At 43.5% G+C, this 21,663-nt stretch carries 18 protein-coding genes; 12 read left to right on the forward strand and 6 right to left on the reverse strand.

From position 1 onward, the window contains the following. The first annotated feature begins 74 nt into the window (after positions 1 to 74). The 12 genes from spt (at position 75) to G563_RS0122390 (ending at position 12,774) form a co-directional block, all read left to right on the forward strand. Complete coding sequence (gene spt, locus G563_RS0122335) at positions 75 to 1,280, forward strand: serine palmitoyltransferase (RefSeq protein ID WP_028667271.1); 1,206 nt, start codon at positions 75 to 77, stop codon at positions 1,278 to 1,280. Next, on the forward strand, positions 1,277 to 2,398 hold the full coding sequence (locus tag G563_RS0122340; RefSeq protein WP_028667272.1) for a hypothetical protein: 1,122 nt from the start codon (positions 1,277 to 1,279) through the stop codon (positions 2,396 to 2,398). Before spt ends, G563_RS0122340 begins: the two co-directional genes overlap by 4 nt. Continuing rightward, positions 2,395 to 3,390: an NAD-dependent epimerase/dehydratase family protein gene (locus G563_RS0122345; protein WP_028667273.1), complete on the forward strand. Its 996-nt coding sequence runs from the start codon at positions 2,395 to 2,397 to the stop codon at positions 3,388 to 3,390. The genes G563_RS0122340 and G563_RS0122345 overlap by 4 nt, the downstream gene beginning before the upstream one ends. Before the next feature lie 66 nt (positions 3,391 to 3,456). Continuing rightward, positions 3,457 to 6,021: a DUF5686 and carboxypeptidase-like regulatory domain-containing protein gene (locus tag G563_RS0122350; RefSeq protein ID WP_028667274.1), complete on the forward strand. Its 2,565-nt coding sequence runs from the start codon at positions 3,457 to 3,459 to the stop codon at positions 6,019 to 6,021. Between the two features lie 94 nt (positions 6,022 to 6,115). Then, a complete protein-coding gene (locus G563_RS0122355; protein WP_028667275.1) occupies positions 6,116 to 6,853 on the forward strand; it encodes a nucleotidyltransferase family protein in 738 nt (245 codons plus the stop codon). Next, positions 6,850 to 7,713, forward strand: a complete 864-nt coding sequence (locus G563_RS0122360) for a hypothetical protein (protein WP_028667276.1) — start codon at positions 6,850 to 6,852, stop codon at positions 7,711 to 7,713. The genes G563_RS0122355 and G563_RS0122360 overlap by 4 nt, the downstream gene beginning before the upstream one ends. Positions 7,714 to 7,717: 4 nt before the next feature. After that, positions 7,718 to 8,674: a CDP-alcohol phosphatidyltransferase family protein gene (locus tag G563_RS35585; RefSeq protein ID WP_037327811.1), complete on the forward strand. Its 957-nt coding sequence runs from the start codon at positions 7,718 to 7,720 to the stop codon at positions 8,672 to 8,674. Next, positions 8,649 to 9,695, forward strand: coding sequence for a lysylphosphatidylglycerol synthase transmembrane domain-containing protein (locus G563_RS0122370; protein WP_229598552.1), 1,047 nt, complete (start codon positions 8,649 to 8,651; stop codon positions 9,693 to 9,695). Before G563_RS35585 ends, G563_RS0122370 begins: the two co-directional genes overlap by 26 nt. A 17-nt stretch (positions 9,696 to 9,712) precedes the next feature. Further along, positions 9,713 to 10,426 carry an HAD family hydrolase gene (locus G563_RS0122375; RefSeq protein WP_028667278.1) on the forward strand — a complete coding sequence of 238 codons (714 nt, stop codon included), beginning with the start codon at positions 9,713 to 9,715 and terminating at the stop codon, positions 10,424 to 10,426. Between the two features lie 30 nt (positions 10,427 to 10,456). Next, positions 10,457 to 11,386, forward strand: a complete 930-nt coding sequence (locus tag G563_RS0122380; protein WP_028667279.1) for a PfkB family carbohydrate kinase — start codon at positions 10,457 to 10,459, stop codon at positions 11,384 to 11,386. A 9-nt stretch (positions 11,387 to 11,395) separates the two neighbouring features. After that, the gene (locus G563_RS0122385) at positions 11,396 to 11,977 is read left to right on the forward strand and encodes a DUF4833 domain-containing protein (protein ID WP_028667280.1); all 582 of its coding nucleotides are present in this window, start codon (positions 11,396 to 11,398) and stop codon (positions 11,975 to 11,977) included. 167 nt (positions 11,978 to 12,144) lie between these two features. Next, positions 12,145 to 12,774 (forward strand): sterol desaturase family protein, encoded by a 630-nt coding sequence (locus tag G563_RS0122390; protein ID WP_028667281.1) that lies wholly within the window; start codon positions 12,145 to 12,147, stop codon positions 12,772 to 12,774. A 75-nt stretch (positions 12,775 to 12,849) separates the two neighbouring features. Here the strand turns inward: G563_RS0122390 and G563_RS37195 are convergent, their stop codons facing one another. From G563_RS37195 to G563_RS0122420, 6 genes are all read right to left on the reverse strand, one after another. Then, on the reverse strand, positions 12,850 to 13,563 hold the full coding sequence (locus G563_RS37195; protein ID WP_051211134.1) for an RraA family protein: 714 nt from the start codon (positions 13,561 to 13,563) through the stop codon (positions 12,850 to 12,852). A gap of 112 nt (positions 13,564 to 13,675) precedes the next feature. Continuing rightward, entirely contained in the window at positions 13,676 to 14,947 is a 1,272-nt protein-coding gene (locus G563_RS0122400) for an MFS transporter (protein WP_028667282.1), read from the reverse strand. Further along, positions 14,944 to 17,817 carry a glycoside hydrolase family 2 protein gene (locus G563_RS35595; RefSeq protein WP_084650952.1) on the reverse strand — a complete coding sequence of 958 codons (2,874 nt, stop codon included), beginning with the start codon at positions 17,815 to 17,817 and terminating at the stop codon, positions 14,944 to 14,946. The genes G563_RS0122400 and G563_RS35595 overlap by 4 nt, the downstream gene beginning before the upstream one ends. Before the next feature lie 16 nt (positions 17,818 to 17,833). After that, entirely contained in the window at positions 17,834 to 18,625 is a 792-nt protein-coding gene (locus tag G563_RS0122410; protein WP_028667283.1) for an SDR family NAD(P)-dependent oxidoreductase, read from the reverse strand. A gap of 4 nt (positions 18,626 to 18,629) precedes the next feature. After that, positions 18,630 to 20,051, reverse strand: coding sequence for a cellulase family glycosylhydrolase (locus G563_RS0122415; protein ID WP_028667284.1), 1,422 nt, complete (start codon positions 20,049 to 20,051; stop codon positions 18,630 to 18,632). Between the two features lie 71 nt (positions 20,052 to 20,122). Then, complete coding sequence (locus G563_RS0122420) at positions 20,123 to 21,313, reverse strand: enolase C-terminal domain-like protein (protein ID WP_028667285.1); 1,191 nt, start codon at positions 21,311 to 21,313, stop codon at positions 20,123 to 20,125. Positions 21,314 to 21,663: the final 350 nt, after the last annotated feature.

Here is a 21,663-nt window from a genome sequence, read left to right on the forward strand (position 1 = left end):
TTCCATTTTTAATGGAAATGATTGAGTAAAGTTAAAAGCAATTTGTAGAATATTTCTGACACTAGTTTCATAATATGAGTAACAAACTACGAAGCCGAGTTGCGGAGTTTAAAGACGCTGCAATCGCGAGAGAAAAGGGAATATACCCCTATTTCAGGCCGATAGAATCAGGTCAGGATACTGAGGTTCTTATCAAAGGAAAGCCTGTGTTGATGTTTGGGTCGAATTCATATTTAGGGCTTACCAACCACCCCTATGTCATTGAAGCAGCCCAAAAAGCGGCCCAAAAATATGGAACAGGGTGCGCAGGTTCTAGATTTTTAAACGGCACGCTTGATATTCATATAGAGCTAGAACGTAGATTGGCTGCTTATACTGGCAAAGAAGCCGCTATTCTTTTTAGCACCGGTTATCAGGCCAATTTGGGAGCGTTGTCTTGTTTGACAGGGCGGCACGATTACATTTTGTTGGATGAAATGGATCATGCTTCTATCATCGACGGGAGTCGGCTTTCGTTTTCGAAGGTCATCAAATATGCTCACAACGACATGGAAGACCTCAAGAAAAAATTGGGTCTCCTGCCCGACGAAGCTATCAAGTTGATTGCGACCGACGGTATTTTTAGCATGGAAGGCGACATTGTCAAGCTTCCCGAAATGGTCGAAGTAGCAGCGCAGTTTGGTGCTTCTATCATGGTAGATGATGCCCACAGCTTAGGGGTAATCGGCGAAAAAGGCGCGGGAGCTTCTTCCCATTTTGGTCTTACCCATGCTACTGATTTAATCATGGGTACTTTTAGCAAATCTCTTGCTTCTTTGGGAGGGTTTATTGCCAGCGACAACGACACCATAGAGTACCTGAAGCATAGAGCTCGTTCTTTGATATTCAGTGCTAGTATGACACCGGCTACTGTGGCAAGTACATTGGCCGCTTTGGATATCATCGAAACAGAGCCTTTTCATATCGAGCGTCTATGGGCCAATACCCGCTATGCCAAGGAGTTGTTGCTCATCAATGGGTTTGATTTGGGTAAAACAGAAAGCCCTATTCTACCGATTTATATTCGAGACAATGAAAAGACTTTCTTAATCACCCGACTTTTACAAGACGAAGGCGTATTTGTAAATCCCGTGGTGTCGCCGGCAGTTCGTCCCGAAGATACGTTGATTCGGTTTTCGTTGATGGCAACCCATACCTTTAGTCAAATAGAGGAAGCAATCGACAAGATGACCAAAATTTACCATAAAATTTGCCCAGAAGCCATCAAAGCCAACCTATGAATCGGATAGTTGCGGTAGAGTCTAGCAAGGAGCTCGCTAGGTTTATTGATTTTCCCCATGAGCTTTATCGCGACGACCCTCATTACGTCCCAGAGCTGTTTATTGCTCAACAAGATATGCTCTCCCCCAACAAACACCCCTTTTATGAACATGGGAGTGTGAGGCTTTTTCTTGCGTATAGCAATGAGCGTATAGTAGGACGCATCGCCGCTATTCACAATCAAAACCATATTGATTTTACGGGAAACAAAGACGGTTTTTTTGGTTTTTTTGACTGTATCAACGACCCTGCTATTGCCAAAGCATTGCTTCAACAAGCGACCGAATGGGTAAAAGCAAAGGGAAATACCAATATCATAGGCCCTGTCAACTTGTCTACCAACGATACTTGTGGGCTTTTGGTAGAAGGGTTTGACCGTCCGCCTATTGCGATGATGCCTTACAATGCTCCCTACTATGCAGAGTTGATTGTAGGTGCAGGATTTAAGAAAAAAACGGATTTGTTGGCCTACGAACTCGAAACCAAAGAAGCCAACGAACGAACCCTCAAATTAGTGGATACGCTCGAAGCTCGCCTAAAACGCAACGGTATCACAATCCGGAAAGTAGACATCAAAAGGTTTAAGGAGGAGGTTCCTAAAATCAGAGACGTATACAACTCAGCTTGGGACAAAAATCTAGGCTTTGTACCCATGACCGACAAAGAGTTTGATTATTTAGCCAAAGATTTGAAGTTAATATTAGATCCTAATTTTTGTTTGGTAGCCGAAAAAGACAACAAATTGATTGCGTTTGCCTTAGGAATTCCGGATATCAATCAAGTACTGATCAAAATTAAAAGAGGACGCTTACTACCTACGGGCATTTTTAAATTGCTTTTCCAGAAAAAAAACATCACCCGACTGCGCGTACTTACCCTTGGGGTAGTAGAGGGGTATCGCAAAATGGGTATAGAAGCATGTCTTTACGGAAATATTATCAAAAATACGTACGGTACTAAAATTACGGGGGGCGAATGTTCGTGGATGTTGGAGGACAATTATCTCATGAACCACGCTATTGAGCAGATTAATGGTAAGCTTTACAAGAGATACCGATTGTACGAAAAGGAATTATGAGCAGCAGGGTACTCATTACAGGAGCGAGTGGTTTTATTGGCTATCACTTAATTGAATCCGCACTGAAAGCAGGCTTGGAAGTCCACGCCGCTATCAGGCCCTCAAGCGATGTGAGCCACCTAAAGGCATTCGATATTACGTATGTTTACCCTAATTTCAACGACAAAGCAGGTCTTCAAAAGCTACTTGCAGAAGGTCAATATTCCTACATCATTCATTCGGCAGGAGCCACTAGAGCCAAAAATCAACAAGCATACAATCTAATCAACGCCGATTATACCCGTACATTGGCCGAAGCCTCTCTTGCTGCCGATATTCCGCTCAAAAGGTTTGTGTTTTTGAGCAGTTTGGCCGCTTTAGGACCCATTTCATACCAAGATACTCAACCTATTACCGAACACACTTTACCCAACCCTATTACGAGTTATGGCAAGAGCAAATTGCTTGCCGAGCAGTACCTGTCCCAATTGAGCGAGCTACCTCTTACTACTATCCGACCTACGGCAGTATATGGCCCGCGCGAAAAAGACTTACTGATTTTGTTTAAAACGCTCAACAAAGGACTAGATGCTTATATTGGGCGCAAGCCGCAGCGCTTAAGTTTTGTCTATGCCAAAGATTTAAGTGCCGCTACCATAGCCGCTCTTGCCCAAGCTTCTCCCGAAAAACGAAGCTACAATATTTCGGACGGGAATTGGTACGACCGCTACGCGTTAGCCAATTATTTTAAAGAAGTCAGTGGTCAGCGTCTGTACCGATTGCATTTACCCGTGCAGATTTTGAAAATGGCCGCCAATGCACTTGAATTGAGTAGCTCATTTTCTAACAAAACACCCGTAGTCAACCAAGAAAAAATCAAAGAACTCACGGCAGCCAACTGGTATTGTAGTATCAATGCCGCCCAAAAAGACTTAAAATACAGCCCTCAGTATGACCTAAAAAAAGGTCTCACCGAAACCATTGAATGGTACAAAGCCCAAAGTTGGCTTTAAAGAATCAAATTAGTAGAATAAAATAACAGTTGTGATAGACAAATTAGGCCCAAGGCCCACATCAAAATGTTACGAATTATTTATGTACATATAGCCCTTTTTTTCGCGATTGTGGGAATACAATCGGGAGCCGTAATGGCACAAACCACGACCGTTAAAGGAGTGATTACGGATGCTAAAACGGGCGAAACGCTACCCTATGTCAATGTCCAAGTAGTAGGCACGACCATCGGTAGCACCTCCGACGCCGAAGGCAATTATACGCTTAGCTTCCCTGCCAACCAATCCCGCATTAAGTTTACGTACATTGGTTATCAAAGTCTTGAAAAAACGGTAACGCCGGGAATTACTCAGACTATCAATATAAAGATGGCTGTCGATGCAGTAATGCTCAAAGAAGTCACCGTCAAAGGCAAAACCCGAGGCTATCGCAACAAAGATAATCCTGCCGTACAGCTGATTAGGGAGGTGATTGCGCACAAGGACAAAAACCAAATGGCAAGCAACGATTATGTAGAGTATGAGCAATACGAAAAAATATCGTTGGCACTCAGCAACTTGTCCGACAATTTCAAAGAAAGACGCATTTTCCGTAATTATCAGTTTTTGTTTGTCAATCAAGACTCTACCAATATGGGTGGCAAAAATATGCTTCCCGCCTATATGCAAGAAAAACTCTCGCAGGTGTATTTTCGGAAAAACCCTTATACCAAAAAACAATGGGTAAAAGCGGATAGAAAAGCAGAGTTTGACTCCAAATTTATCGACAACGACGGACTAAACGCCTACTTTAGAAGGCTTTACGAAGATATAGATATTTATAAAAATGATATTTCGATTGCGACCAACTTATTGTTGAGTCCCATTGCCAATAGTGCCCCCACTTTTTATAAGTTTTTTATCCGCGACACCGTCAAAACCCAAACACCGTGGTTGGTAGAATTGGGCTTTGTACCACGCAACAAAACCGATATGCTTTTTGAGGGAAAACTCTTTGTGACTCTTGATGGCAATTATAGTGTTCAAAACGCCTATCTCACTGTCAACAAAGACATCAACCTCAACTTCATGCGCGACCTAGAAGCTCGTTTAGAATTTGAAAAAGGCGATGAAGGGCGCTATCATCTTAGCAAAACTACGCTGGGAATGGAATTTGCTTTGGGAGAAAAAGCGGCGGGATTGTATGGGCAACGGGTTGTCAATTTTAAAAATTTCACCATCAACCAACCGCGAGAAGATAGCCTCTACAAAGGCCCTGCTCAGGAGTATTTGCCCACGCTTGCTTCTACCTCCAAAAGTGAAGAATTTTGGAGCAATGTAAGACACGTACCTCTCGAAAGACTGGAGCGCAATATTTATCGCAATGTAGACACCCTCCAAACCATTCCGTCTTTTAGACGCGCTATGGACATCGCCACTTTGTTTGTGGCGGGTTATAAATCCTTTGGAAAAGTGGAGGTAGGCCCCGTCAATACTTTTTATAGCTTCAACCCAGTCGAAGGTTTTCGCTTGCGCTTTGGCGGACGTACCACTACTGAGTTGAGTCATCGTCTTTATTTTGAATCTTATGCCGCCTATGGCTTCAAAGATGAAAAATGGAAGTATTTTTTGAGTAGTACTTACTCTTTCAACAACAAATCGATTTATCAGTTTCCGTTTCATTATATCAGAGCAAGCTATCAGCGCGATACCAAAATCCCGGGTCAAGAGCTTCAGTTTGTGCAAGAAGACAATTTCTTGCTATCGTTCAAACGCGGCGACAACAACCGTTGGCTCTACAATGATATTTTCAAACTTGAATACATCCGCGAATTGCCCAATCATTTCTCTTATCGTCTAGGATTTACCCAATGGAACCAAACTCCTGCGGGGATTTTGAGATACGAAAAAGTGAACAACGATGGTTTGGTGCAAGCCGTACCTCAATTGAAAAATACCGAGCTAAGCCTCGAACTTAGGTACGCGCCCAATGAGCAGTTTTATCAAGGAAAACTATACCGTACGCCCCTCATCAACCGCTACCCTATCTTCACACTTCGCTATAATGTGGGAGTAAAGGGGTTTTTGTCGGGCGAAAACAATTACCATACTATCACAGCCAACGTAGCCAAACGTTTTTATTTTTCTCAGTTTGGGTTTGCTGATATTACGACCGAAGGCGGATACATCGTAGGCAAAAATATTCCTTTTCCGCTTTTGATGATTCACCGTGCCAACCAAACCTATGCTTATCAGTTGAACTCTTACAACTTGATGAACTTCTTGGAGTTTGTGAGTGACCATTATGCGAGTGTGGACGTACAATATTATTTCAACGGATTTTTCTTTAACAAAATACCTCTTCTCAAAAAACTAAAACTCAGAGAAGTAGTAAGCGTAAAAGCTTTGATAGGGGGATTGAGAGACGAAAACAATCCAGACAAAAACCTATCGGTATTTAGATTTCCGGTAGATGCGCAAGACAAATCGATTAGCTATTCGCTTGGCCGGCAGCCCTACCTTGAAGGGAGTGTAGGGGTAAGCAATATTTTTAAACTTATTCGGGTCGATTTGGTAAAGCGTTTCAATTACCTCAATCATCCCAATGTAGCCGAATGGGGAATTCGTACCCGATTCAGGCTCGATTTTTAGAATCAGCTCTCTTTGGATAACTCCTTCTATCTGTGGTTGTATTTTTTACCATAGCACGAAGGAAAAATCCAGAAAGACATAGACAAACACCCATATGAATTATGCAATCATAGCCGCCGGAGAAGGGTCACGTTTGGCAAAGGAAGGCTTTCCACTTCCTAAGCCTATGGTGCAGCTTCATGGAGAAATGCTCATTGATAGACTCATCAGGATATTTGTAAAAAATGGTGCCAAAACCATCCAAATTATCATCAACGAAGAGTCAGAATTACTAGAAACACATTTGCTATCAAGCACTTATCCAGTTTCGTTGAAGATAATCAAGAAGTCCACGCCTAGCTCGCTCCATAGTTTTTATGAGTTGCTGAAAGCCTCTCAGCAGCTTGACGCTCTCTGCCTTACTACCACCGATACGGTGTTTCGGGAAGAAGAGTTTGCCGATTATATTGCCGCCTTTCAGCAAAATACCCAAGTAGGTGGCCTGATGGCGGTTACTACTTTTGTGGACGACGAAAGCCCGCTTTTTGTCTCTGTGGATGCTCATCAACACATCACGGCTTTTACGGATACCAACCAAAACAGTACGCCTTACATATCAGGAGGCATTTATTGCTTGCGTCGTCCTGCGCTTAATCGGGCCATTGAGGCTGTAGAAAAAGGCACCAATCGGATGCGCAATTTTCAACGTTATTTGATCGAAACAAACATACCATTACAGGCGTATTCTTTCTCCAAAATTGTGGACATCGACCACGTCTGGGATATTACTACTGCCGAGCGCTTTTTGAGCGAACAGCAGCCGACACCAAATCATGAAGTTACGTTAAAATGAATCATTTAAAAGTATTAGGAGTACACCGCAATCGAAAGTTTTCACCTAACCATATCGGAAATGACGACGCTATTTTTTCGCTTGTAGCCCAGAATTTAGAAAAAATGAAGTGCCATGTTACGATTTGTTGTGAAGATGAGTTTCTTCAAAAAGAAGAAATACAAGAAGAGTATATCTTTACAATGGCGCGCCAGAAAGAGGTAGTTAAGAAATTGCAACAACTTGAAAACGAAGGCAAAAAGATTGTCAACTCAGGGTTTGGCATCGAAAATTGTTTTCGAATCAACATGACCAATGGCTTGATTGAAAACGGAATTCCGTACCCAAAGAGTTTTATTGTACCCACTACCTATGCCCAAAACGAAGTGTTTGACCAACTCCCGGGCAAAGGTTTTTGGATTAAACGTGGGGATTTTCACGCTATTCACAAAGAGGATGTGACGTTTGCGGCCTCTATCAAAGAAGCCAAAGAAATCCTGCGTGAATATACCTTTCGGGATATTCATGATGCTGTGATTTCGCAACATTTGGTCGGCGACTTGGTGAAGTTTTATGCCGTCAGAGATACTGACTTCTTTTTTTGGTTTTATCCTTACGACAACAACCACCACAAATACACCGGCTACGAAGCCATCAATGGGCAGTCGCTTTATCATAAATTTGATATAAATGAACTGCAAAAAGTAGCCAATGCCTCAGCCGAAGCGCTAGGGGTACATATTTATGGCGGAGATGCTATCGTGAGTAAAGACGGAAGTTTTCATATCATCGATCTCAACGATTGGCCCAGTTTTGCGCCTTGTCGCGAAGAAGCTGCTAGTTTCATCGCGCAATCGATTGTTCAACAATTTAGCAGATAACAGTATGGCAACCAATACTATCATCGAAGAGAAAAAAGAAAGTGCGTTTGAAAGCTCACTCAAATCCAACGACACCGAAGAGCAAATCGATATTTGGTTTTATCGACCTATTGGCTACCAAATCGCGCTATTTTGTGCCAAAGTAGGCATCACTCCCAATCCCGTTACGATTGTCAGTATCTTTTTTGGAGTAGCGGCGGGGATTTTGTTTTATTACCAAGAGCTTTGGATTAATGTGATCGGAATGTTGCTGCTGGTTTTTGCCAATTCGCTCGACAGCGCCGACGGTCAGCTTGCACGCCTCACCAACAACAAAAGCCGACTTGGGCGTATTTTGGATGGCGCGGCGGGTGATTTTTGGTTTATTTCGATTCATATCGCGATTTGCTTGCGTAGCCAAAACGAAGGCTGGAGCGCCTTGATTTGGGTGCCGGGTGTGGTAGCGGGGCTATCTCACGTAGTACAATCTGCGATGGCTGATTATTACCGTAATGTACATTTGTTTTTTATCAAAGGTACATCGGGTAGCGAACTCGACAATAGCCGCGATTTGCAAAGAGAATATGACCAACTGTCTTGGTCCAAAAACTTTGGGATGAAACTCGTAGCACGAACGTATCTCAACTATACCAACCTCCAAGAGAGTTTTTCACCTCATTTACAAAAACTTTTGGCTCTTGTACGGGAGCGATTCCCCAACGGTCTTCCGCAAGAGTTGGTGCGGGATTTTAGAGCTCAAAACAAACCTTTGATGAAATATACCAACATCGTTCAGTTCAATACGCGCGTTTTGTTTCTGTTTTTGTGGCTCTTTATCGACCAAGCTTGGATTTATTTCATGTTCGATATTTTCATCTTGAATCCTATCTTGATATATATGTGTGTGAGTCAGGAGAAAGTAAGTCGTCATTTTTATCAACAGTTGACCCACCCTAGTGAAAATAAGTACGCAAATATATAAAGCCCTATTTTTGGTCATTGGGGTCTTGTCGCTCGGCTATATGATATATGGCATGGGAGTAGAGACTATTTGGCAAAACATCCAAAAAACGGGTTGGTGGTTTTTGCCCGTGATTGGAAGCTGGCTGGTGATTTATGTACTCAATGCCTTTGCTTTTCAGGCGATTATAGAAGAACCTCAGCGCCCCGAAACGGATTTGCCTTTTTGGGCGGTGTTGCGTCTTACCATTACGGGTTATATCATCAATTACATTACACCTTTTGTGGCGTTGGGTGGCGAGCCTTACCGCATCATGGAATTGAAGCCCGCCGTGGGTATCCAAAAAGCCACTTCGTCGGTGCTCTTGTATAGTCTGATGCATATGTTTTCGCACGTCATTTTTTGGTTGGCTTCCATTGTTTTGATTGTGTGGGCTGTACCTCTTTCGCCGCTCATGATAGGGGGATGTGGGGTTATGCTTGTCATAGGGTTGGTCTTGGGATTTTGGTTTGTAAGGGTATATCAGCGCGGGTTTACGGTAAGTACTTTTAATCTATTGCAAACACTCCCTTTTATCAAAATAAAAGCCAAAGCCTTTGCCGAAGAAAAAGCGGATACTTTACAAGAAATAGACGAGCAAATTCGGATTTTATACGCCGAACGCAAAGGGCGCTTCCACGCTTCGTTGTGGCTTGAGTTTGTGGCACGGGTGGTGGGCTGCGCCGAAATATACTTTACGGCGCAAGCCATTGGATTGGAGATGTCGGTGGTGCAGTCGTTGATTGTAAGCTCTGGTTCGTCTTTGTTTGCCAACGTAGTCTTTTTCTTTCCGATGCAGCTCGGAACCCGCGAAGGTGGCTTGGCGTTAGCTTTAAGGAGTATTGGCTTACCGTCGGAAGCGGGGCTTTTTATTGGAATAGTAATGAGAATCAGGGAGTTGGTATGGATACTGATGGGTCTAATTTTGCTAAAATTTACGCCTAACTATCTACCCAAAAACCCTCAAAAATTGGAACCGATGCCTGAGAGTGCATCATTTTGAAAAACCGAAAAGATATTATGATTAGAGGCGTATTGTTAGATTATGGTGGCACTATCGATACCAACGGCCTACATTGGGGAGGGGTATTGTGGAATAGCTATCAAAAACATCACATAGACATTCCGCAGGAGGCATTTTCAAAAGCTTATTCTTTTGGGGAGAAGGCTTTGGCTATTCATCCTATTGTGATGCCTCACCACACTTTCTATGATACATTAGCGTTGAAAATCGACCAACAGTTTCGCTTTTTGGCCGATCATGGTTTTGAGCTTGACAAAAGTCTCGTAGAGCTTATCGCCCAAGACTGCCATCTTTTTGCCAAAGCTACCGTGCAGCAAGCGATTCCTACTTTAGAGGCATTGTATGAGCAATATCCTTTGGTTTTGGTTTCTAATTTTTATGGAAATATCAATAGTGTATTAACCGATTTCGGTATCCATCATTTTTTTAAGGCAATCGTCGAATCGGCAGTAGTAGGAGTGCGTAAACCCAATCCCGACATTTATCGACTTGGAGTGGCACAGTTGCAATTACCTCCCGAGGAATGTGTAGTAATAGGCGACTCTTATAGCAAAGACATCGTACCAGCCAAAGAAGTGGGTTGTCAAGCGATTTGGCTCAATGTCCAGGGCTGGGAAGAAAATACCACCGCCTCTATCGCCGATGCTGAAATTGGCGATTTTGGGAAGCTTGTGGAGGCCATCAAAATCCTAGATAGTATTCTTTTTTAAAACACATCTGACACCAAATCACCTTGAGCCATGTATGATATTTGTACAATCGGGCATATTACACTTGATAAAGTAGTAACCACACAATCGGTCAATTTTATGCCGGGTGGTACTTCTTTTTACTTTTCGAAAGCTATCCAAAAATTTGACGTTGATTATCGGCTCATTACAGCACTAGCAGCGGCAGAGCTTCCGATTGTGGAGCAATTGCAAAAAGAAGGAATTGAGATTACGACCTTACCGAGCGAGCATACCGTATTTTTTGAAAATATTTATAGTCAAAACCAAGACCACCGCGAGCAAAATGTATTGTACAAAGCCGACCCTTTTACCAAAGAGGTGGCTTTGTTGCCAAACATCGACGCTCAAATTTACCATCTTGGCCCACTTCTCTCCGACGATATATCGGTGGAGCTGCTGAAAGCGCTCGCCAAAAAAGGAATGGTTTCGCTTGATATTCAGGGATTTTTACGTTTTGTCAAAAATCAAAAAGTACACTATACCGACTGGGTTGACAAAGATGAAGCATTGGCCCATGTGAGTATTTTGAAAGCCAATGAGTACGAAATGGAGGTGATTACGGGTCAAAAAGAAATCAGAGCAGGGGCGCTTTATCTGGCCGAAATGGGCGTAAAAGAAGTCATCATCACGCTCGGTAGCAAAGGTTCGGTGATTTATACCGAAGGCAATTTTTATGAAATTCCTGCCTTCAAACCCAAACAGGTAGTAGATGCCACGGGCTGTGGTGACACTTATATGGCGGGTTATTTGTTAAAGAAAATAAAAGGCGGAAATCCACAAGAAGCAGGGGAATTTGGGGCAGCAATGGCCACTATCAAAATCCAATCTTCTGGGCCTTTTTCAGGTGATTTGCAGCAAGTTGAGCATATTTTAAACTCAACTTCGCACGAAAAAATTTTTCCTTGGGAGGAGTTAGCTTCTCCTGTTTCACAGTCATGAAGTAAGCGTATGAAGTCAGTAATAAGTCGTTTGGTGATTACCCTTATAGTAGGTCTATCGTTTATAAGTGCCATTGCACCCACCCACACAGCACCCTCTGTCAATGGGCCTCTTCCTGACCCTGAGACTTTTCCGGTACCGAGTGGGTTGCCAAAGTTGCTGTTTTATATTCAGCGTGACCCTAATACCAATACTATCTGTTATGAGTTGAATATCAACGAAAAAGGTCAGCTAGAAGAAGGTAGCCCCATTCACGCCTTTTGGATACGCTATCCTGAGGGTGGCGCCCACAAAGACCTCAACTATATCCAAAGGAAGTTTGCGTATGGTATCAATGCCAAAAAAATTGGCAATGGTCAATATGAATTAAGGTCGGTCGCTTATTCAAAATTACCTTTGTTGTTGAAGAAAGACACCAAAAATCAATACCGAGTTTATACTGACATTTCCCAAAAAGAATGTGTCTTGCAGCGGGTTTTTATCCGCATCGATGGAGGTACATTTTGGTCACCCAATGTACTTTATATTGAACTAAAAGGCACCGAAACAGCTACTGGAAAAACAATCATTCACCGCTTCAAACCCTCCTAACTATTGCTTATGTATTAGAGATAAGCGCCACAAAAAAAACAAAAAACGCTGCTCATTATCAATCGGAATTCATCAATTCCTAGCTCTGCTATTTTCAAAATTTTAGTATCAGTATCGTACAACAGCTATTCGAAAAACAATCTTTCCACCTTTAAAACCGTCTTAACATGCCTAAACAATATGTTTCGAACTCGACGGAGTCCTCAAGAATGTTTAAAAGTGACCTTTTAGAAGCCCTTTCTAAGGTTCATTACAGCGTCCCTTTATTTATTTTTATTCCCGTCATCTTTTATTTTTCTTGGAAAGCTCTTTTTGTAGGCCAATTGCCCGTTTTATCATTTGTTGGATATTATGGCGGAGGCTTGTTTATCTGGACTTTTACCGAATATTTTCTGCACCGATTTGTGTTTCATTTTACGCCCAAAGGCAAAATCATGGAGCGCCTTCATTTTATTTTCCACGGAGTCCATCATGATTACCCCAACGATGCCAAACGCCTCGTGATGCCTCCGTCGGTGAGCATTCCGTTGGCTACGGCCTTTTATTTTTTGTTTGCGCTTATGATGAGTGAATTTCTGGTGGCTGCTTTTTTTGCGGGTTTTATCAGTGGCTATTTGTTTTATGACATGAGTCATTATGCGCTACACCACGCCAATTTCAAAGCAGGTTTTTGGAAAAAATTAAAGAAGCACCATATGCTCCATCACTATGCCGAGCCTGACAGAGGATATGGAGTTAGCTCAGATTTTTGGGACAGGATTTTTGGTTCGACTTTTCATCGAACTAATGAAAATTGATTTTATGAATTCAAAATAAAACCCCAACCAAAGTTGGGGTTTATCTTTTCTCACAATTTAACCTATTTATCTTATCTAAAATCTTCCAAATTCTTCATACACATCAAAGGGATTGCGGCCCGTAGCCATGGCTTGTCGGCTTTTGGCTTCTGACGCAAACCACTCTTCGGCAAGTTCCAAAACGGGAATCGTGAGTTCAAAAGGTACTACCACCACGCCATCGTTGTCGCCAAAAATATAATCTCCGGGATTTACTTGGAGGAGTCCTTGCATCCCTTTGACATAAATCGGAATTTGATAATCCACTACCATAAATCGCCCGAAAGCTTCGACAGGATTTCGGAAACGACAAAAAGTGGGGAAGTTCATATCAATCAAATAGTTGGAGTCGCGCGTAGAGCCATCAATCACTGCTCCCACACACCCGTGTGCATGAGCAGCGGTGGCTGAGATTTCACCAAATTGCCCACACGAAGTATCGCCTTGAGTATCGCGTATTTGTACTACACCATGCGTCATACTTTTAAACATCCCCAATCGAATATCATGGATTTTGGTATCTCGGCTAGGGGTGGCGATACCATGCGCCGTAAACGCCGGCCCCGCTACTTTCATGGTATGCGTAAGAGGATAAATCCCACTTGCCATGCACTGACTATGATAGCCCATGTGCTCAAGAGCATCTGATACGAGGGCAGCATATAGTTTAAGATAACGATGCTGTATCTCCTGCCAATCGTAGTTGACTTCAAATTTTCTTACGGGATAAGACTGTGTGATAATTTCCATATTGTTTTATTAATTAAAAATTTTGTACTCAATTTTTCTAGCTTGACCCAAACGGCTATTTGGGTCAAAATGCTGCTGCGTCTCCGACGCAAAACACACAAGCAAACCACTTTTAAGTTTCTTTATCGTGTTTAAAAAAACAAACTACGGCTGTCGCAATCAGCCCACTGCCCAAAACATAAAAGCCTGCTAAACTTGCCAATCCTGTCGTAAGGCCTAAAGTAGGCTTGAGGATACCCAACAAAAAAGGAGAAGTAGCTCCGACCAAAAAAGCACACGCCAACATCAAACCATAGGCCGAAGACCGAATCTGAGGCGCAACTACTTCATACAGAGAAGCGACGATGTTGGAATCGTACCAACCCCTGAAAAGCCCAAAGAAAAACAACGCCACATAGGTAACGCTAGGCGAAAGACTCACACTCATTAAGTAAATAAACGGTGCACCTAGTAGCAGCCCTAAAGCTTGTACAATCAAGCGGCTTTGGGGTTTGGTTTTGGCAAAAGAATCGGCGATTTTAGCCCCCATAAGCACTCCCAAAAAGGCACCTACGTGATGATAAAACAAAGAAGTAAAGCCGGCTTCGGTGAGGGATTGGTCAAATTTTTCGGCCAAAAACGAAGGCATCCATGTAAGATACCCTACATTGACAAAGACCATACAGGCAAAAGCCAAAGTTAGCATCCATACCGTAGGTTTTTTAACGATAATACTCGCTACTTGCGCTACACTTACGGCTTGCTTATCGGATAATAACTCCTTCGCAATAGCCGGGGTATCTTTTCGGACACGTACAAAAAACACAATGCCAAGGATGACCCCAAAACTCCCAAACAGAAAAAAGGCGCGTTGCCAACCGTAATGTTCTCCTACATAACCCGCAATCAATCCACTTAAGATAATGCCAAAATAGACCGCTGTTTGATGAATAGAGAGTGCCAAAGACTTGTTTTGGGAGTGGTGTTCACTCAAAAGCGAATTGGCTGAAGGCGCATAAAAGGCTTCTCCTCCTCCTGTAGCGATACCCCGTAGTAATACAAATTGAATAAGGGTTGTACAAAACCCTGTACTCAACGTAGCCAAAGACCAAAACAAGAGGCTTATTCCCAGGATATTGCGCCGTGAATAACGGTCTCCAATAAAACCAGCGATAGGTACTAAAAGACCATACGTCCAGACCAATGCTGATGCTATCAGACCGAGTTCGGCGTCGGTAAGGCCCAAATCTTTGCGAATCAAAGGCAAAACGACGCTGAAAATCTGCCTATCGGCTTGATTTAAGAAAAAAGCAAACCAAAGTAAAGCCAGCAGCTCCCACCGATAGCTAGAAGGAAAAGTGGCGGAGGCAGAAGACAAGGGCTTTATTTCCAATGACTTGTTCATAGTTTTGTTTCTACTTTAGGGGCATTCCACGCACTAAAATTCAATATTGCTTGAGCCGCCGTTTGGGGTTCCCGCCAAAGTACGTCCAAGGTAATTTCACGACTTTCGCCTGCCGCCAACCAATTGTAGTTGTCGCTCGCTACGATAGCTCGCTTCGTACCCACAATATCCACTTTGGTCATAAAGGCCGGTAATTTTCCTTGGTTTGAAACCCGAATCGTAAGGCGGCTTTTTTGTGCATTTATTTTTTCATGACGCACCACCGACATCTGACAAGTTGTTGTGTTTTTGGCAACCGTAGGTTTGAGCCAAGGGCCTTTGTCGAGCGTAATCCATTCAATGGGCTTGGTAATATAGCTGCTATAAAACTGAGCATCTTCCATTTTGGCCAAAACCCGTGGATAATAAAATGAGCGAGAAATCAGTTTGCCGGCCGCATCTTTAAGTTCGGCTACCACAAACAAAAAGCGGTCGTTGTAATCTTCAGGAATTGGATAATGCCCCGTGGCTACTTCACTCACCGAAGGGCCAGCGGTGATATTCACCGTTTTTTGTTGACTCCAGACTGTTCTAAAATGATCGTCCAAAACCGTGATTGAAACCTGTCCATTTTTCAGAATTTCGGACGCAGCATGGGTAATTTTGATAGGAAGTGCCATCTTTTCACCTTTTTTCCACAACATCCGGGGGATATCCACCGCGATGTGGGTAGGTTCATAAGTGCGCTTTAGGAAATAATAAGGCGCTGCTGCTTGACCAAACCAATCCATCAATTGAATGGCAATCACGGGCCAATGCCGCTTAAATACCCAAGGCATCAAACCTGCCGTAACGGGATAATTTCCCTGAACTTTTTCGGAGAAAATTTGATAAAACTCGCCCGCACCTACTTGCGAAGCTTCCGCAATAGCATCAATCGTAGGGTCAGAAACATCAATGATATGCGACGCTCGACTCAGCATCCGAGGTACGCGTCCGGGGCCATATTCTGTAAAATGATGGATAAATTCGGGGTGCGTTTTATAAAACTCTTTATCCCACATTTTGCCTAGGTCATGAAATTCGGTATTGTCCACCGTCTCATAAAATACGCTTGCTTCTGGAATCGAGTGCATTCCTGTTTCCGAAATCCACGGCGCTTTGGCATAGCTACGATTGTACCAAATAGGATCCATGTCAGGATAAATATGAATGGCACCGTGGTCGGGAGTGGTGCGTTTGAATACCCTCGACGGGTCGAAGGTTCGGAGATTTCGCTCAATAATCCCGATAGAGGTAGCATTGCCGTAGGAGTAAGCGTTGAATTCATTTCCTCCACACCACACCGCCAAGGAAGGATGATTGCGAAGGCGAAGAATATTTTGCACCACCTGTGCCTCCCACACATCTTGGGGGTAGTCGGGCGTATCTTGGTTTCCAATCGGGAAATCTTGCCAAACCATAATGCCCAATTCATTACAAATATCATATAGATGCTGGGTTTCCAACAGTCCCCCACCCCAAATCCGAATGAGTTGGACACCCATTTTTTGAGCGGCTTCTAGGGTCCAACGATAACGCTCACGGTTCAAATCCAACAAAATATCTTGGGGAGTAAAATTCATTCCTTTCACAAAAAACTTCTTACCATTCACCACAAACTGCCAGTCGTCCCAGCGGTCGCGGGTGCGAGGACCTGCGGTAGGTAAGTACTCAATCGTCCGAACACCATAAGTAAACCCTAGGTGGTCAACTGCTTTGCCGTCTTTCAAAAGCACTATCTTTACGTCATAAAGCTCGGCTTTCCCTAGGCCGTTGGGATTCCAAAGCTTAGGTTTGGGCAATACAATGTCTTTTTCTAACCAGTTTCGCCCTTTGTTTAAGCTTACGTTCCAAGATTGCTTCAAGGCAGAGACTCCGCCACTACTCATTTCCAAGGCTACTGTATAATTGCCTTCAATAGCTTCAAATTTTTGACCATAGTTGTCAGGATGATCGAGTTGGGTATTTTGCCAAGGGTGCAGCTTGAGATTAGTGGAAACTTCGTTGGCCAACAATTCCAGAGAAAGGTGCAAAGCTGCTGAACTTGTATTGGCTGCGATGGATTTGGTAGTCAGAAAAGGACGCTCAACGTGGACTTTAGGAACCATCTCTAAACGCACACCTTGCCACATCCCGACGCTAAAGAAAGGTTCTCCTCCCGAACCGCCCGAAATCACCCACGGTTTGATGATTTTGCCACTTGCCCTAGGGTTGTAGCCTTTTCGTTTAGAATAATCAAATTCGCCAGAGCCTAAGCGAGGGAGGTTTTCATAGTAGGTAGCTTTGTTGCCCCAATTGCCTGCCCTTACCTCTACAACTACCTCATTTTCAGATTTTAACAATCGACTAATTTCTACGGTAGGCCCACCAAACATACCTTCATGGATACCTACTAGCGAATCGTTGACCCATACTTTGGAGAAATAATCTACTCCCTCAAAACATAGATAAACATAATGGTCGGTGGCAGTGCCGGGTAGTTTGAAACTACGACGATAATACCACGCTTTTTCGTCGAGCCAAGTATATTGAAGAGAGTTTTTGTGATAATAAGGGTGGGGCAACTTTCCTGCTTTAAAATAAGACCAATGCACCGAATTAGGAATGGAAGTTTTGAAGGCATCTTTTATTCCTTTTAGGTCTTCGATGCTTTGGATAGGTTGGTCGGTGTGCCCAAGCGTCCAGCCCTCGCCCGATAAATCAAGGTGCTGCTCACCTACTCTTTCGGCTACACGATAAGGCTGCCATAAAGTGGGGGGAGATTGAGCAAAAATAGGCGATAGCAATGCCCAAAAGGCCAAAGCCCCCACAAGTCTAAAAGTATGGTATGTCTGAAGAAAAGGGTTCATGTTAGGTTTTTGTTTTTCATTTTTCTGTATCATAAAGATTCGGTTTCCCATAGCCTCGCATGAGCAATAGGCCACCATCCAAGGTGATACTCGCTCCTGTCAAATAGCTCCCCGAACTAAGCAAATCTACAATCACTGCGGCGGCTTCGTAAGGTTGACCAAAGCGCCCCATCGGAATGCCGTCATTGACTTCTTTGAGCAAAGTGGGGTTTTGCCAAACGGGGGCTGTGATATCCGTTTCAAAGGCACCCAAAGCAATGGTATTGACCCTGATTTGGTGGGGAGCAAGCTCCATCGCCACTCCTTTCATGAGGGTTTCGAGAGCACCTTTGGTCGCTCCGTACGTACTCAGCCCTAATCCAGGACGAAGCGCATTGACCGATGTTATGGTATAAATACTACCTTCTATCTGGTGTCGAATCATCAAATGAGCAAGGGTCTGACTTAGGAAAAAAGTGCCTTTGAAATTGACATCCATGAATGCATCAACATCGGCTTCGTCTACATCCAAAAAGTGTTTTTTGTAAGAAATCCCCGCATTATTTACCAAGTAATCAATCCCCTGCATGGCTTCCCAAGCGGCTGTGGCGATGGATTTTGCCTGCGCTACTTCCGACAAATCTGCTTGAAACAAATACGCTTTTCCGCCCTGATTCTCAATCTCGGTTTGTACCTGTTTGGCTTCCTCTTCTTTGTCGAAATAATGCACCCCTACCCAGCATCCCTCACGGGCGAGCTGCAAGGCGATGGCGCGACCAATTCCCCCCGAAGCTCCTGTTACTAATGCTTTTTTATGTTTTAATCGCATGATGTTATTTCTCTAATTTTACAACGATAGAACGGCTAAAAGAAGGCAACACCACGCGGCCCTCGGCAGATAAAGTACCTGAAGACCAGCCATTTGTCCAAACATCATAAAATGATACTTTTCGAATACCCTTTTGGTGAATCGTTAGGGACTGTGGTGCGACAGCTTCTACTGCCTTCCCTTCTACCAATTCTGTTTTCCAATCATTGCTAGGGTCTCTTATCCAGAGCAAACTCATATTTTCGCCTTCCAATCCGTAGAGATGTAAACCTTGTGGAAGGTTTTCGGTAAATGCTCGGGCTTTTTGTGTTATGGGATCAAAACCTTTGATAGCTTCCGAAAAACGAGCAAAATGCCACCAAAGGTTATGTTTGTCGATATAATAATCCCAATGCCAGCTTTGTCCAGGGGCAGCAGCTCCCGCAAAAAACGGCGCAAACAAAAGGTCGTGCAAAAGAATCCCTAAAGTGTCTTTTTCGTACAATTTTGAAGGCCCTGCATGGCGTGGCTCTACGGCCCCTACCTCCGAAAGCAACACTGGTTTGTCAGGACAAAACGCTCGAAGGGTCAAAACGGCATTGCTCGCCAGCACTTCCATCGGGCCTTTACATACTTCCAAGCTCGCTCCCAAATCTAAATACCGATGTACTTGGGCAAGTTGATTGGTAGGCAATTGGGAATAAACACGGTACATTTCGGTCGCACTTTCAGTATCAAAACTCCCAAGACTTTGCATCACCAATTGACGAGGAAATCGTTTTTTTACTTCAGGAAGCATTTCTTGCGTCCATTTTAGCAATTGATTCTTGTCTTTGACACCTACGGCATTGACCTCGTTCCAAAGTTCCCAGCCAAAAATACTGGGATTGTTGCCGTATCGTTTTGCCAAAAAATCAATACGATTGAGGTACAATTTTTTGCCTTTATCAGTCAAAAAAAACTCATCTATTGTAGCAATCGTAGATTCATAAACGGGTCTGTCAAAAGGAACAGAAGTAGGAAAAGGTGCGGGGGAATTGGTAATCTTTCTGAAATGTTCCAAACAAAACTTTACTCTAATCTGATGCTTTTTGGCCAATGCCAATACCTTATCGATGCGCTTTGCCATAGCCAAATCATACTTCCCGGCGGCCTGATGCTCTACTTCAAAAACCGGAACACTCAACCAAATACGGGTAAAATTTCCGCCATTTTGTGCCAACTTTTGGAAGTACTTTTCATAAAATGCCAATACGTCGGTTTCGGTAGTAAGTCCGCGTGGGAAACAAATATTAGGCCCCACAGGAATGAACGTTTGCCCATTGCTCAAAGCCAAATACCGCGCATCTTGACGACTGATTTCCACAAATGATTTTTCAGAAGGATGCTTTTGTGCTACGCCCTTCCCAAACCAGCAAACTACGAAAGCTAAGATTAATTTACGCACAGTTAATCGTTTTGTATTATTACTTCGGTGCCTTTAACTATCTGATTATTGAATATTAATTTCCCTTTTTATTAAATTCCACCGACCGTAGGATACCAATCTGGCCGATAAGGGTCTTGATGAAAACGGGCGTAATAATCCCCTTTCTGTTCATAATATTTTTCGTAAAACTTCATCTTGTCTTCATCTAGCGCGACTCCCAAACCTAGTCCTGTAGGTACTTTGATAGCCCCATTTTCGTATTTCATTAATCCTCCTTCGATGATGTCGTCGGTCAAATAATGATAGTGAGCATCTCCCGCAAAAGTCATGGTAGGAATGGTAGAAGCGGTATGAATCATAGCCGCGAGTTCGATTCCGAATTCAGCTCCGCTGTGCATGGCTACTCCTAGATTGAAGGTATTACAAACCGCCACCAAATCTTTGACTCCTTTGGGTCCTTCCCAATAGTGGATATCGGTCAACACAATATCTACCGCCTCCATTTTGATAGCCGGCGCAAGGTCATCAAATCGAGCAGGATACATATTGGTAGCAATCGGAATGCGTATTTGTTTACGGACTTCGGCATTTCCATTCAATCCCCAAGAAGGGTCTTCAAAATACTCAAGTCCTAGGCTTTCCAATCTTTTCCCAATTTTTACCGCTGTTGGCACTGACCATACACCGTTAGGGTCGATTCGTAAGCCAAAATCATCTCCTAGCCGCTCCCTGCAAAGCTCCAGTACACGGGCTTCTTCGGTAGGAGGCATCACCCCTGCTTTGAGTTTCATGGCATTGACCCCCAGCGTCTCGTGGAGTTCTTCACAAAAATCGGCCAAATCTTCTGCCGTCTCGTCATGACCACCGCCGGGGCGGTCGTAGCGCCAAAACAAATAAGCGATAAACGGTACCTCATCGCGTACACGTCCGCCCAACAAATCACTCAAAGGACGCCCCACTACTTTGCCCTGAATATCTAAACACGCCATCTCGATAGCGGCATATAGTCGGGCATTCGACATATAATAAATACTCCGCAGAACCTTTAATTTGATTGTTTCGAGGTGAAAAGGGTCAAGGCCGATAATTCGCGGTTTGAGTTTTTGTAACGCGCCGCGTTGGTCACCACCCCCTACTTCTCCAAGACCAATGATACCCTCGTCGGTTACCAGTTCTAAAATCGTCCGCAGAAAGTAGCCAGGATGCACACCTGTATTGTGTCTCAATTGCGCATTGAGCGGAATCGCCACACAACGCGTCTTTAAATCAATAATTTTCATAAATGTGGCACGGGCTACCAGCCCGTCATTAAAGTTTTACTATTTTAAGCCAAGTACCAGCCCGTCATTAAAGTTTTACTTTCTTAAGCTAAGCGCACTGTTAGTTAAATTTTACCCGCCGATTGGCGCAGATTTAAAGCCGCAGAAAAACGCAGATAGAAGACTCTATAAAGTTCTTTTTTAGCGAAAATCTGCATTTGAATTATTCAGCAGACTTCTGCGGGTAAAACACAAAACATTTTACTTAACAATGTACCAAGTACCAGCCCGTCATTAAAAATACTTAAGTGCTTTAGCCTTGATTTTAAACACACTCCTATGAAAAAGTCAGGACTAAAGCCTCGTGGGTA

The sequence above is a fragment of the Runella zeae DSM 19591 genome, from assembly GCF_000423565.1.
Lineage (GTDB): Bacteria > Bacteroidota > Bacteroidia > Cytophagales > Spirosomataceae > Runella > Runella zeae.

Bases quoted from the DNA above. Each gene is read 5' to 3' on its own strand.
- G563_RS0122420 (WP_028667285.1), bottom strand. From the start codon at position 21,313: ATGAAAATTATTGATTTAAAGACGCGTTGTGTGGCGATTCCGCTCAAT.
- G563_RS0122410 (WP_028667283.1), bottom strand. From the start codon at position 18,625: ATGCGATTAAAACATAAAAAAGCATTAGTAACAGGAGCTTCGGGGGGA.
- G563_RS0122360 (WP_028667276.1), top strand. From the start codon at position 6,850: ATGAATCATTTAAAAGTATTAGGAGTACACCGCAATCGAAAGTTTTCA.
- spt (WP_028667271.1), top strand. From the start codon at position 75: ATGAGTAACAAACTACGAAGCCGAGTTGCGGAGTTTAAAGACGCTGCA.
- G563_RS0122385 (WP_028667280.1), top strand. From the start codon at position 11,396: ATGAAGTCAGTAATAAGTCGTTTGGTGATTACCCTTATAGTAGGTCTA.
- G563_RS0122390 (WP_028667281.1), top strand. From the start codon at position 12,145: ATGCCTAAACAATATGTTTCGAACTCGACGGAGTCCTCAAGAATGTTT.
- G563_RS37195 (WP_051211134.1), bottom strand. From the start codon at position 13,563: ATGGAAATTATCACACAGTCTTATCCCGTAAGAAAATTTGAAGTCAAC.
- G563_RS0122345 (WP_028667273.1), top strand. From the start codon at position 2,395: ATGAGCAGCAGGGTACTCATTACAGGAGCGAGTGGTTTTATTGGCTAT.
- G563_RS35585 (WP_037327811.1), top strand. From the start codon at position 7,718: ATGGCAACCAATACTATCATCGAAGAGAAAAAAGAAAGTGCGTTTGAA.
- G563_RS0122355 (WP_028667275.1), top strand. From the start codon at position 6,116: ATGAATTATGCAATCATAGCCGCCGGAGAAGGGTCACGTTTGGCAAAG.
- G563_RS0122340 (WP_028667272.1), top strand. From the start codon at position 1,277: ATGAATCGGATAGTTGCGGTAGAGTCTAGCAAGGAGCTCGCTAGGTTT.
- G563_RS0122380 (WP_028667279.1), top strand. From the start codon at position 10,457: ATGTATGATATTTGTACAATCGGGCATATTACACTTGATAAAGTAGTA.
- G563_RS35595 (WP_084650952.1), bottom strand. From the start codon at position 17,817: ATGAACCCTTTTCTTCAGACATACCATACTTTTAGACTTGTGGGGGCT.
- G563_RS0122350 (WP_028667274.1), top strand. From the start codon at position 3,457: ATGTTACGAATTATTTATGTACATATAGCCCTTTTTTTCGCGATTGTG.
- G563_RS0122375 (WP_028667278.1), top strand. From the start codon at position 9,713: ATGATTAGAGGCGTATTGTTAGATTATGGTGGCACTATCGATACCAAC.
- G563_RS0122400 (WP_028667282.1), bottom strand. From the start codon at position 14,947: ATGAACAAGTCATTGGAAATAAAGCCCTTGTCTTCTGCCTCCGCCACT.